A 13,910-nucleotide genomic window follows, 5' to 3' on the forward strand; every position below is an offset into this window, starting at 1 on the left:
AGTATGTCATTATTTGATCACAAAATCACAGAACTGAAACAAATGATACATAAAAAAGAAATCAAGATTTCCGATCTTGTTGATGAATCTTACAAACGGATCGCATCCGTGGATGATAAGGTGCAGGCGTTTTTACAGCTTGATGAAGAAAGAGCCCGCGCTTACGCGAAAGAACTTGACGAAGCGGTTGACGGACGGTCTGAACACGGTCTTCTCTTCGGAATGCCGATCGGCGTCAAGGACAACATCGTGACCAAAGGGCTTCGCACAACATGCTCAAGCAAAATCCTCGAAAACTTCGATCCGATTTACGATGCGACGGTTGTGGAGCGCCTTCAAGCCGCTGAAGCCGTCACGATCGGAAAGCTGAATATGGATGAGTTCGCGATGGGGTCTTCTACTGAAAACTCCGCGTACAAAGCGACGAAAAACCCTTGGAATCTCGATACGGTTCCCGGCGGATCAAGCGGCGGTTCCGCAGCGGCGGTTGCCGCGGGCGAAGTGCCGTTTTCACTCGGATCTGATACGGGCGGCTCCATCCGCCAGCCGGCTTCTTTCTGCGGCGTCGTCGGATTAAAGCCTACATACGGACGCGTGTCGCGTTACGGTTTGGTCGCTTTTGCGTCTTCACTGGACCAGATCGGACCGATCACAAGAACCGTAGAAGATAACGCATTCCTGCTTCAGGCGATTTCAGGCCCGGACAAAATGGACTCTACGAGCGCCAATGTCGAAGTGCCGGACTTTCTTTCTTCATTAACTGGCGATATTAAAGGCTTAAAAATCGCCGTACCGAAAGAATATCTCGGAGAAGGCGTCGGCAAAGAAGCGAAAGAATCGGTTTTAGCCGCTTTAAAAGTGCTTGAAGACCTCGGAGCGACATGGGAAGAAGTATCTCTGCCGCACAGCAAATACGCGCTTGCGACGTATTATCTGCTGTCTTCTTCCGAAGCGTCTGCAAACCTTGCGCGCTTTGACGGCATCCGCTACGGCTACCGCTCAGACAATGCGGACAACCTGATCGACCTTTATAAACAGACACGCTCTGAAGGATTCGGCAATGAAGTGAAGCGCCGCATCATGCTCGGCACCTTCGCGCTCAGCTCCGGCTACTATGACGCGTATTACAAAAAAGCGCAAAAAGTGCGCACGCTTATTAAGAAAGATTTTGAAGACGTATTTGAGAAATACGATGTCATCGTCGGACCGACAACGCCGACACCGGCATTCAAAATCGGCGAAAAAACCAGCGATCCGCTCACAATGTACGCCAACGATATTTTAACGATCCCTGTCAACCTCGCGGGTGTGCCGGGAATCAGCGTGCCGTGCGGATTTGCGGACGGACTGCCGCTCGGACTGCAAATCATCGGAAAACACTTCGATGAAGGCACTGTATACCGCGTCGCTCATGCTTTTGAGCAGGCAACAGATCATCATAAAGCGAAACCTGAACTGTAAGGGGTGAAATGAAGTGAACTTTGAAACGGTAATCGGACTTGAAGTCCATGTGGAATTAAAAACAAAATCTAAAATTTTCTCAAGCTCACCGACGCCATTCGGCGCGGAAGCGAATACCCAAACGAGCGTCATCGACCTCGGCTATCCCGGCGTGCTGCCCGTTTTGAACAAAGAAGCGGTCGAATTCGCGATGAAAGCCGCAATGGCTTTGAACTGCGAAATCGCAACGGATACGAAGTTTGACCGGAAAAACTATTTCTACCCGGACAACCCGAAGGCATATCAAATTTCTCAATTTGACAAGCCGATCGGCGAAAACGGCTGGATCGAAATCGAAGTCGGCGGAAAAACGAAAAAAATCGGCATTACCCGTCTTCACCTTGAAGAAGATGCGGGAAAACTGACGCATACGGGCGACGGCTATTCCCTCGTTGACTTCAACCGCCAGGGCACGCCGCTTGTCGAGATTGTATCTGAGCCGGATATCCGCACACCGGAGGAAGCTTACGCATATCTCGAAAAGCTGAAATCAATTATCCAATACACAGGCGTTTCCGACTGTAAAATGGAAGAAGGTTCACTGCGCTGTGACGCCAACATTTCCCTCCGTCCGATCGGCCAGGAGAAATTCGGCACAAAAACGGAGCTGAAAAACCTCAACTCTTTCGCATTCGTGCAAAAAGGCCTTGAGTATGAAGAAAAACGCCAAGAGCAGGTGCTTCTGTCAGGCGGAGTCATTCAGCAGGAGACGCGCCGCTACGATGAAGCGACGAAAAAAACCATTTTGATGCGTGTCAAAGAAGGTTCGGACGACTATCGTTATTTCCCTGAGCCTGACCTTGTCGAGCTCTACATTGATGACGAATGGAAAGAACGCGTAAGAGCAACCATTCCTGAGCTTCCGGACGAGCGCCGAAAACGTTATATCGAAGAGCTCGGCCTGCCGGCTTATGACGCAATGGTTCTGACGCTGACGAAAGAAATGGCTGATTTCTTCGAAGAAACGGTCAATAAAGGCGCAGAAGCCAAGCAGGCATCAAACTGGCTGATGGGTGAAGTCTCAGCTTACCTGAACGCCGAACAAAAAGAGCTTGAGGATGTCGCACTGACTCCTGAAGGCCTTGCCGGCATGATTAAGCTGATTGAAAAAGGAACCATCTCGTCTAAAATCGCGAAGAAAGTCTTTAAAGAATTAATTGAAAAAGGCGGCGACGCAGAAAAAATCGTCAAAGAAAAAGGCCTCGTGCAGATTTCTGACGAAAGCGTGCTTCTGAAGCTGGTAACAGATGCGCTTGACAGCAACCCGCAGTCAATTGAAGACTTCAAAAACGGAAAAGACCGCGCGATCGGCTTCCTTGTCGGGCAGATTATGAAAGCCTCAAAAGGACAGGCCAACCCGCCGATGGTCAACAAGATCTTACTTGAAGAAATCAAAAAACGATAAAAAAAAGCAGCCGCCTGCAAGGGCGCTGCTGACACGGAGACCGGTAAGCGCCGGTCTCTTTTTTTATAAGATGAAATAGGTTTCAATGGAAGCCCGCAGCGTTTCAATCTGCTCATTTCCGCTGCCTGCCAAGTTGGACAGCATTCCTTTAATAATCGGTTTTCGCGGCTCTTCCTTTGCACATTCCTCTTCAATGACTTCAAGCGATACGAGGACGTCCTCAGGCAGCTCCTGCTGTGCTTTTATCTTTTGAATATCCGCAAGCAGTCTTTCTCTGTCCGCCGCGGGCTGAGTGAAGATATCCTCAGGCAGCAGCGGATCGGGATTGTCTCTTATCAGTCCCGTAATCAGATCATCAATTCTGGCAATCAGAAAGGCCGCCACGTTTTCCGTCCGGAATGCCGTATGTTCATTAAAAATCAAGAAATGAATATAGGAGCTCACAATTCCTTGCGCCATAACGGACGCATCCGCTAAAAACGGTGTGACGGCATCTCCGTAAACGGAGAGCAACGCATCCCGGTACAGCATGTTAAATTGAATATTGGCCTCATGAAAATACTGTTTGACCTTTTGATTTTCAGGAATGACCTTTTCGCTCAGCAAGAGAATGATAAAGTCCTTGTGTTCCATAAATTCCTGGAATTGATATGCGATTTGTTTTCGGAATACGTCCTTAGGCGGTTTATGCTGATGTTCTGTTTTGATTTTCTTTATTTCTTCCATAGACATGCCGATGTAATACTCACATGCTGACAGCAAAAGGTCTTCTTTTGATTTGAAATGGAGATAGAAGGCTCCTTTTGAAATTCCGCATTCGCCGGCGATTTCCTGAATGGTTGTTGAAGAAAACCCTTTTTTGGCAAATAAATGGATGCCTGTTTTTATGATTTTCTCTTTTTTTTCGTTCATGACGTGCTTCCCCTTAATCCTGAAAAATTTAGAAAAATTTACTGCCTTATTAGTTGACGATGTTGAGTTATACCGTTTAGTATTATATAGAATGACCAGTCAGTCAATAAAAATTAACGGAGGACATGATGAACCACATTATTAACTTTGTACTGAAGAACAAATTCGCAGTTTGGCTGATGACGATTATCGTTACTGTAGCAGGGCTGTATGCCGGTATGAATATGAAGCAGGAATCCATACCGGACGTCAACATGCCTTACCTTTCAGTAAATACGACTTATCCCGGAGCTGCTCCGAGTCAAGTTGCGGATGACGTGACAAAACCGATCGAGCAGGCGGTCCAGAATTTAGAAGGAGTGAGCGTCGTAACGTCCACATCCTCTGAAAACGTCTCATCGGTTATGATTGAATATGATTACAACAAGGATATGGACAAGGCGAAAACCGAAATCGCTGAAGCGCTGGACAGTGTCAGCCTTCCTGACGACGCGAAAAAACCTGACATTTCCCGTTACAGCCTCAACTCTTTCCCGATTTTGACGCTCAGTGTGACAAGCGGCAAAAGCTCGCTTGAAGACCTGACCAAAAATGTGGAAAACACTCTCGTTCCTAAGCTTGAAGGCATTCAGGGCGTTGCGTCCGTGCAAGTTTCAGGACAGCAGGAAGAGCAGGTGGAATTCTCTTTCAAAGACAAAAAAATGAAAGAGTACGGACTTGATGAAGATACCGTCAAGAAAGTGATCCAAGGCTCTGACGTCAATACGCCGCTTGGATTGTACACATTCGGCAACAAAGAAAAATCAGTTGTCGTTAACGGAGATATTACATCAATTAAAGATCTGAAAGATATGAGGATTCCGGTCACATCTTCTTCTGCCGCTCAAGGTCAAGCGGGCGGAGCCGGTGCGGCATCTGCGGCGGACGCTCAGGCTATGCAGCAGGCACAGCAAAGCGCGTCAGCAGGGGTGCCGACAGTCAAGCTTTCTGACATTGCCGACATTAAAGATGTGAAAAAAGCTGAATCCATTTCCCGCACGAACGGAAAGGACAGCATCGGAATTAATATCGTAAAAGCCAATGACGCCAACACGGTAGAAGTGGCCGATGCGATTAAAGATGAACTGAATCAATACAAAAAAGACCATAAAGGGTTCAAGTACAGCTCGACTCTTGATATGGCAGAGCCGATTACAGAGTCGGTGGATACGATGTTAAGCAAAGCGATTTTCGGCGCGATTTTTGCGGTCGTGATCATTCTCTTATTCTTAAGAGATATTAAATCAACGATGATTTCTATCGTTTCCATCCCGCTGTCACTGCTGATTGCGCTTCTTGTGCTGAATCAGCTTGATGTCACATTGAACATAATGACGCTCGGTGCGATGACGGTCGCCATCGGACGGGTAGTCGACGACTCGATTGTCGTGATCGAAAACATTTACCGCCGCATGAGGCTGAAAGATGAACCTTTACGCGGGAAGCAATTGGTGCGTGAAGCGACGAAAGAAATGTTTAAACCGATCATGTCATCAACGATCGTAACCATTGCCGTATTCCTGCCGCTTGCCATGGTCGGCGGACAGATCGGCGAACTGTTTATGCCGTTTGCATTAACAATCGTCTTCGCGCTTGCCGCATCACTGTTGATTTCGATCACACTGGTGCCGATGCTTGCGCACAGCTTATTCAAAAAATCGCTCACAGGCGCGCCTGTTAAAGCGAAAGAGCATAAGCCGGGCAGATTGGCCAATTTCTATAAAAAAGTGCTGCATTGGTCATTAAGACATAAATGGATTACATCTATCATCGCGGTTCTGATGCTTGTCGGCAGTTTGTTCCTCGTACCTCTGATCGGCGCGAGCTACCTGCCTGCGCAAGCGGACAAAACGATGCAGCTCACATACACGCCTGAACCGGGCGAAACGAAAAGCGAAGCTGAAAAAGCTGCGCAAAAAGCGGAAGATATGCTGCTTAAACGCAAACATGTCGATACCGTTCAGTATTCTTTAGGCTCGCAAAGTCCGCTCGGCGGAAGCTCAAACGGCGCATTGTTCTACGTGAAATACGAGGATGACACGCCTGATTTTGACAAAGAAAAAGACAATGTCTTAAAAGAAATCAAAAAAACATCCAGCCGCGGCGAATGGAAATCACAAAATTTCAGTTCGTCAGGCAACAACAACGAATTAACGTACTATGTGTACGGAGATTCAGAGTCTGATATTAAAGGCACGGTCAAAGACATCGAAGGCATCATGAAAAAGCAGAAAGATCTGAAAGACGTAAACTCAGGCCTTTCCAGCACATATGATGAGTACACGTTCACCGCTGACCAGGAGAAACTCAGCAAGCAGGGCCTGACGGCTTCGCAAATCTCCCAAGCCCTGATGTCCCAAACATCACAGTCTCCTTTGACAACGGTGAAAAAGGACGGCAAAGAGCTTGACGTCAACATCAAAACAGAAAAAGACCAGTATAAGAGTGTAAAAGAATTAGAGGATAAAACCATCACATCGCCTGCAGGCCAAGAAGTTAAAATCGGCGATGTGGCGAAAGTGAAAAACGGCACGACATCCGATACCATTTCCAAACGCGACGGCAAAGTGTACGCTGACGTAACGGCAACCGTCACTTCTGACAACGTCACGAAGGTGTCATCAGCCGTTCAAAAGAAAGTTGACAAACTGGATCACCCGGACAATGTATCGATTGATACCGGCGGTGTATCAGCGGATATTGCTGATTCCTTTACGAAACTCGGCTTAGCGATGCTTGCCGCAATCGCCATCGTATACCTCGTTCTTGTGATCACGTTCGGCGGAGCATTAGCGCCGTTTGCGATTCTGTTCTCGCTTCCGTTTACAGTCATCGGCGCATTAGCCGGACTGTATGTATCCGGAGAGACAATCAGTCTGAATGCCATGATCGGTATGCTGATGCTGATCGGAATCGTCGTCACAAATGCGATTGTCTTAATTGACCGCGTCATCCATAAAGAAGCGGAAGGCTTATCGACGAGAGAAGCGCTCCTGGAAGCCGGCTCTACGAGATTGCGTCCGATTCTGATGACGGCGATCGCGACAATCGGCGCCCTGCTTCCATTGGCATTGGGATTCGAAGGCGGAAGCCAAGTCATTTCTAAAGGACTCGGTGTCACTGTTATCGGCGGTTTAATCAGTTCGACTCTGCTTACCCTTCTGATTGTGCCGATCGTATATGAAGTATTAGCGAAATTCCGTAAGAAAAAACCTGGAACGGAAGAAGAGTAAGACAGCGGGCCTTGGCTCCTTAAACGGAGCCGGGGCCTTTTTTCTTCTGGCAATTCCTGTACATATTGTTGCGATTTTCTCAAGTCATAGTATAATTAAAGGTTGTTAGTGTTAATAATGGATCGGATACTCTTAAGTAGGATGATGAGATAATGAAACGTGCACGCATAATATACAATCCGACTTCAGGACGGGAGCTTTTTAAGAAAAATCTTGCCCAGGTCCTGCAAAAATTTGAACAAGCCGGTTATGAAACCTCCACCCATGCCACCACATGCGCGGGGGATGCCACTCAGGCCGCAAAAGAAGCCGCTGTGCGGGAGTTTGACCTGATTATCGCAGCCGGCGGAGACGGAACGATTAATGAAGTCGTCAACGGCCTTGCGCCGTTAGACAAACGCCCGACACTCGGCATCATTCCGGTCGGCACGACAAATGACTTCGCCAGAGCGCTGGGCATTCCGAGAGAGAATATACTGAATGCCGCTGATACCGTCATTAACGGCGTAGCCCGCCCGATCGACATCGGACAGGTGAACGGTCAGTATTTTATCAACATCGCCGGCGGAGGCCGTCTGACGGAGCTGACGTATGATGTGCCGAGCAAACTGAAAACGATGCTCGGCCAGCTTGCTTATTATTTAAAGGGAATGGAAATGCTGCCTTCACTTCGACCGACAGAAGTCGAGATTGAGTATGACGGCAAGCTGTTTCAAGGCGAAATTATGCTGTTTTTAGTGACGCTGACCAACTCGGTCGGCGGATTCGAGAAGCTGGCCCCTGATTCCAGCCTGAATGACGGCATGTTTGATTTGATTATTTTGAAGAAAGCCAATCTCGCGGAGTTTATCAGAGTCGCGAGCATGGCGCTCAGAGGCGATCATATTAACGATCAGCACATTATTTACACAAAAGCGAACCGTGTGAAAGTCAATGTATCAGAAAAGATGCAGCTGAACCTGGACGGCGAATACGGCGGCATGCTGCCGGGCGAATTCGTGAATCTGTACCGGCATATTCACGTCATCATGCCAAAGGAGAAAGCGGAACAGCTGGATGACTAATACGCGGACAAAATCCTAAAACAGTATTCGTTTTAGGATTTTGTCATCTTTTCAGCGTGATCGGAAACCTTTGAAGGCTGACATTGAATTTGAAGGTTTGCCAGCACGCTGAAACAAGGCTATTGGTAAAACTAGAGGTGATTATAGATGAAAATGAAACCCCCGATAGAAAAAAACGAATACTATGATGTGACATTTGAGGATTTGACGCACGAAGGAGCGGGCGTCGCAAAGGTTCAGGGCTTCCCGATCTTCGTGCCGAACGCCCTGCCTGAGGAAAAAGCGCAAATCAAAGTGACACGCGTCAAAAAAGGCTTCGCTTTCGGCCGCTTGATTGAGCTGAAGGAAGAAAGCCCGCACAGAACGGATGCCCCGTGCCCGATCTACAAACAATGCGGCGGCTGCCAGCTTCAGCACATGACCTATGAAGGCCAGCTTTTGTTTAAACAGAAACAAGTCAAAGACGTCTTAGAACGGATCGGCAAGCTGGATCTGTCCAATGTCACCGTGCATCCGACGCTCGGCATGGAAGACCCGTGGAACTACAGAAACAAAGCACAGGTGCCGGTAGGAGAAAGAGAAGGCGGACTCGTCGCCGGATTCTATCAGCAAAGAAGCCATGACATCATCGACATGAGCGCCTGCCTGATCCAGCAATCCAAAAACGACGAAGCCGTCCAAGCCGTCAAAGACATCTGTGCAGCATACGGTGTCAAAGCCTATAACGAAGAACGCCACAAAGGCTGGCTCCGCCACATTATGGTCAGATACGGCGTCGTCACGGGCGAAATGATGATCGTCTTCATCACAAGAACAAGCGATTTTCCGCACAAAGCGAAAATCATCGAAGACATCACAGCGCAATTCCCGCACGTCAAATCCATCGTGCAAAACATCAATCCAAACAAAACAAACGTCATCTTTGGGAACGAAACAAACGTCATCTGGGGCGAAGAATACATCTACGACCTCATCGGAGACGTCAAATTCGCCATCTCCGCCAGATCGTTCTATCAGGTCAACCCGGAACAGACAAAAGTGCTCTACGACAAAGCGCTTGAGTACGCGGAGCTGCAAGGGGAAGAAACCGTCATCGACGCCTACTGCGGCATCGGAACGATTTCTCTCTTCTTAGCGAAGCAGGCGAAGAAAGTATACGGCGTCGAAATCGTGCCGGAAGCAATTGAGGATGCGAAACGCAACGCTGAGCTGAACGGCATCACAAACGCGGAATTCGCAGTCGGAGAAGCGGAAACCGTCATTCCGAAATGGTATGAAGAAGGCATCACGGCCGACACCCTCGTCGTCGACCCGCCAAGAAAAGGCTGCGACGAAGCCCTCCTGCGGACAATTGTAGAGATGAAACCAAAACGCGTGGTGTACGTGTCCTGCAATCCAGGAACGCTTGCAAGAGACCTGCGGGTGCTTGAGGATGGCGGGTATCAGACGCTTGAAGTGCAGCCTGTGGATATGTTTCCGCATACGAATCATGTGGAGTGTGTGGCTGTGCTAAAATTAATTAAATAAGAAGCAGGTGGGTTCGAGAATCGATAAAAAATTCTTGGACTTCATCTGCTTTTATTTCAATTGTCTTCAATAAAGCTGTGAAGTATTTCTGGAGGTAATTCTTGAAATTCATAAAAGTATCTAACTGTTATTTAATTTCATCACTAGTTCATCGTTATTGGTTTCAAGAGAAGATTTCATTTACTGGTTTTAGAATTGATACTGTCCGTCTGGTTATTGATATCGCTGACACTCCATCATTATCTGATTTGGATATTTTTTCGCCAATTCAAGGATATGCAAAATTTCCTGATTGTCCAAAACGATGTTAGATGTTTTAAGTCATTGAGAATGACTTGTAGTGATCACAGCTGATTTCTAATATTAATAATTAAGAGTAGAAATAGACACTATTTCGCTCAGGATTGATGAAACAATGTGTCAATAGCTCTGCAATTTTATTTAAAAATGTAGTAACACAATTTGAATACATAAATTTTTCTCTATTATTCTTTAATAATCTAAATAGTTAGTATAAGAGCCCCTTATATAAGCGGATTTTTTCAAAAAGTCAGAATGTTTGTAGTGTTTGACCTCTCATCAGATATTGGGGTTTTTATGCCTCACCTCTTTACTTTATAGGGATACTCCATAAAATTTGGATGCTTACTAAGAAAAAGAAACATGTGGTAGCAAATGAGAGGGAGATTTTTTACTTTTTGTTGTACAAACTCTTATAATAGTAGGTAATGATATCTATTTTGATGAATCAGTGAATAGGTGATATGAGCGAAAAAATGCTCAGTTATTACAATGAGATAAGCATCCTTAAAACCTGCTCAAATTATCTCAATCTAGCTACATGAAAAGTAGATTCGAAAAAAATTATTAAATGAGGTATATAACATGATCAACTTCCAAGATAAAGTGAGCTTCATTTGGTCAATTGCAGAGATTTTGCGTGGACCATATAAACCAGAAGACTACGGTAAAATTATTTTGCCATTAGCAGTATTACGTCGTTTTGACTGCGTATTAGAAAGCACAAAAGAAGAAGTGTTAGAGAAGGCAGAACAGTATGCAACAATCAATGATGAAGCACGTGAACCGATTTTAAATCGCGTATCAAAACAGAATTTCCACAACACAAGTAAATATGATTTCAACAAGCTATTAACAGACTCTGATAACATTGCGGATAACTTACGTGATTATATCAATGGTTTCTCAAAAGTGGCTCGTGATATTATGGAACACTTCGACTTTGATCGTCAAATCGATAAACTCGATCAAAACAACTTACTATATTTAACGATTAAACGCTTCAGTGAAATCGACTTACATCCAGAAGCAGTTTCAAACATTGAAATGGGCTATGTGTTTGAGGAACTCATTCGTCGTTTTAATGAGAATGCGGAAGCAGGTGATCATTACACACCTCGTGAAGTTATTCGTTTAATGACGCATTTATTATTCTTACATGACGATGCGAGTATTTTAACGAAGCCGGGCTTAACACAAACGTTATATGACTGTGCAGCAGGTACGGGAGGTATGGGTTCAGTTGCACAAGAGTATTTATTAAGTCAAAACCCTACAGCTCATTTAGAGTTTTTCGGCCAAGAAATTAACCCTGAATCGTATGCGATTTGTAAGGCGGATTTACTTATTAAAGGTGAAGATGCCCGTAACATTCGATTAGGTAACACGTTATCAAAGGACCAATTCGCACATGACTCATTTGATTACTTAATTTCAAATCCACCGTACGGAGTGGACTGGAAATCGTATGAGAAGCCAATTAAAGAAGAACATGAGAAACAAGGCTTTGATGGTCGCTTTGGTCCTGGTACGCCTCGTACAAAAGACGGGCAGCTATTATTCCTCATGCATTTAATCTCAAAAATGAAGCCAGTCACAGTAGAAAATCCACAAGGCTCTCGTTTAGCGATTATTATGAATGGTTCGCCGTTATTTACAGGTGATGCAGCTTCTGGTGAAAGCGAAATTCGAAAGTATGTGCTTGAAAACGACTTAGTAGAAGGTATTGTGGCATTGCCGAACGATCTTTTCTACAACACAGGCATTGCAACGTACATTTGGATTTTAACAAACAATAAAGCACCTCTTTATAAAGGAAAAGTACGGTTAGTCAATGCTGTAGACTTCTCGAAAAAAATGAAAAAGTCGATGGGGAGCAAGCGAAACGAAATTACGGAAGAGCAAATTAATGAGATTGTTCGTTTATACGGTGATGCACAGCCAAATGAGTACGTGAAGATTTTTGAGAATGAAGACTTTGGTTATTCGAAAATTACAGTAGAACGTCCATTACGTTTAAACTTCCAAGTAAATGAGGAGCGTTTGGCACGTGTAGTAGAGCAAAAAGGCTTTGCGAACTTAGCGACATCGAAGAAAAAAGGTGATGCAGGTCACTTTGAAATTGAAGAGGGTAAGAAGCTACAAACGCAAATTTTATACGTCTTACGCACATTAGAAAGCGATACAGTATATAAAAATCGTGACGAGTTCACGAAAGTACTAAAAGATGCGTTGAAGCAAGCTGGTATTACTATTGGGGCTTCTGTATTAAAAGCAATTTTAGCTGGTTTATCTGAAAAAGATGAAACAGCTGACGTATGTATGAAAAATAAAACAGATATCGAACCAGATACAGATTTACGTGATACTGAAAATGTACCATTAAAAGAGAACATTCTTGACTATTTTGCACGTGAAGTATTACCACATGTTCCAGATGCATGGATTGATGAAACAAAAACAAAAATTGGCTACGAAATTCCATTTACTCGCCAGTTCTACAAATACAAAGAATTACGCAACTCAGCAGAAATTATGGATGAAATACGTGTATTAGAGGCGGAGATTGCTGAGCAGTTGAAGAAGGTGATCGGGTGAGTAGAGAATTAAAAGATTCAGGAGTAGAATGGATAGGAAAAATACCCGCAAACTGGTCTGTTGAAAAAATTAAGTATACAACGTATGTTAAAGGTAGAATTGGTTGGCAAGGTTTAAAATCTGATGAATTCACCGATGAAGGACCTTATTTAGTTACAGGAAAGGATTTTATCGGAAAAAATGTTAATTGGGAAAGCTGTCATCATATTTCAAGGGAAAGATATCATGAAGCCCCACCTATTCAACTTAAAGAAAATGATTTATTAATTACTAAAGATGGAACTATTGGTAAAACAGCTATTGTTAGTGATATGCCAGATAAAGCTATTTTAAATAGTGGCATTTTTGTAACGAGATCAGCTAAATATGAAGTTGATTTTATGTATTGGATGCTTAATTCTCAAGTCTTTGATAAATATATTAAATTCTTTGAAACAGGTTCTACAATTAAACATTTATATCAAGAAACATTTGAAAACTTTTCTTATCCTTTACCTACACGATTAGAACAAAAAAAAATAAGTTTATTTTTAAACCGTAAAATTAAACTAGTAGATGAAGTTATTAAAAATAAGGGAAACATGATGACACTTTTGGAAAAACAATGCCAATCCATCATCACAGAAGCTGTTACAAAAGGTTTATATCCGAATGTGAAAATGAAAGATTCAGGTGTTGAGTGGATTGGTGAGATCCCGGAACATTGGGAAGTAAGTAAATTTAAATATTTAGGTAAGTTAGTTAATGGATATCCTTTTCCAAGTAATGAATTTTCTTCATCAGGTGTCAGAGTAATGAAAATAAATAATATCCAAAATATGAGGTTGGATTGGAATGATGAGAGTTTTATCGATGAGAGTTATTTCATTAAACTAAAGGAATTTAGAATTCAAAAGAATGATTTAGTTTTTGCATTAACTCGACCAATAATATCGACTGGGATTAAAGCTGCAATTGTAGATATAGATGAACCTATATTATTAAATCAGCGTAATGCTTATTTTAGGAGTGGAAAGAAAATTTGTTCTTCCTGGTTATACTATTTAATGCTTAATAAAAATTTTGTACAAGAGTTTGAAAGCCTAATAGATAGAACGGGTCAACAACCAAATATATCTTCAATTGATATTGAAAATATCAAGCTTCCAATTCCTCCTGTATTAGAGCAAGAGGTTATTATCAATCATTTAAATCATGAAGGTTTTAAGGTTGAGAAAACAGTTACTAATTTAAAAAATCAAATTAAAAAACTAAAAGAATACCGACAATCTCTAATTTACGAAGCAGTAACAGGAAAAATTGATGTACGTGATATGGAACTTTATTAAGTGA

9 protein-coding genes are annotated in these 13,910 nt (G+C 43.8%); 8 read left to right on the forward strand and 1 reads right to left on the reverse strand.

The features are described 5' to 3' along the window. Positions 1 to 3 precede the first annotated feature (3 nt). Positions 4 to 1,461 (forward strand): Asp-tRNA(Asn)/Glu-tRNA(Gln) amidotransferase subunit GatA, encoded by a 1,458-nt coding sequence (gatA, locus tag NYE62_RS03480; RefSeq protein WP_007408915.1) that lies wholly within the window; start codon positions 4 to 6, stop codon positions 1,459 to 1,461. Between the two features lie 13 nt (positions 1,462 to 1,474). Further along, complete coding sequence (gatB, locus tag NYE62_RS03485) at positions 1,475 to 2,905, forward strand: Asp-tRNA(Asn)/Glu-tRNA(Gln) amidotransferase subunit GatB (RefSeq protein WP_199022403.1); 1,431 nt, start codon at positions 1,475 to 1,477, stop codon at positions 2,903 to 2,905. 63 nt (positions 2,906 to 2,968) lie between these two features. Here the strand turns inward: gatB and NYE62_RS03490 are convergent, their stop codons facing one another. Continuing rightward, complete coding sequence (locus tag NYE62_RS03490) at positions 2,969 to 3,817, reverse strand: TetR/AcrR family transcriptional regulator (RefSeq protein WP_124934888.1); 849 nt, start codon at positions 3,815 to 3,817, stop codon at positions 2,969 to 2,971. Between the two features lie 128 nt (positions 3,818 to 3,945). On the opposite strand from NYE62_RS03490, the gene NYE62_RS03495 reads away from it, so the two are divergent. From NYE62_RS03495 to NYE62_RS03520, 6 genes are all read left to right on the forward strand, one after another. Further along, complete coding sequence (locus NYE62_RS03495; RefSeq protein ID WP_342497239.1) at positions 3,946 to 7,089, forward strand: efflux RND transporter permease subunit; 3,144 nt, start codon at positions 3,946 to 3,948, stop codon at positions 7,087 to 7,089. Between the two features lie 152 nt (positions 7,090 to 7,241). Continuing rightward, complete coding sequence (locus NYE62_RS03500) at positions 7,242 to 8,153, forward strand: diacylglycerol kinase (RefSeq protein ID WP_342497240.1); 912 nt, start codon at positions 7,242 to 7,244, stop codon at positions 8,151 to 8,153. 147 nt (positions 8,154 to 8,300) lie between these two features. After that, entirely contained in the window at positions 8,301 to 9,680 is a 1,380-nt protein-coding gene (gene rlmD / locus NYE62_RS03505) for a 23S rRNA (uracil(1939)-C(5))-methyltransferase RlmD (RefSeq protein ID WP_342497241.1), read from the forward strand. 101 nt (positions 9,681 to 9,781) lie between these two features. Beyond that, a complete protein-coding gene (locus tag NYE62_RS03510; RefSeq protein ID WP_342497242.1) occupies positions 9,782 to 9,991 on the forward strand; it encodes a hypothetical protein in 210 nt (69 codons plus the stop codon). 574 nt (positions 9,992 to 10,565) lie between these two features. Continuing rightward, positions 10,566 to 12,578 (forward strand): class I SAM-dependent DNA methyltransferase, encoded by a 2,013-nt coding sequence (locus tag NYE62_RS03515; protein WP_095061196.1) that lies wholly within the window; start codon positions 10,566 to 10,568, stop codon positions 12,576 to 12,578. Then, complete coding sequence (locus NYE62_RS03520; protein WP_342497243.1) at positions 12,575 to 13,906, forward strand: restriction endonuclease subunit S; 1,332 nt, start codon at positions 12,575 to 12,577, stop codon at positions 13,904 to 13,906. Before NYE62_RS03515 ends, NYE62_RS03520 begins: the two co-directional genes overlap by 4 nt. The last annotated feature ends 4 nt before the right edge of the window (positions 13,907 to 13,910 follow it).

The organism is Bacillus sp. FSL K6-2861 (assembly GCF_038630725.1).
GTDB classification, from domain to species: Bacteria; Bacillota; Bacilli; order Bacillales; family Bacillaceae; genus Bacillus; species Bacillus velezensis.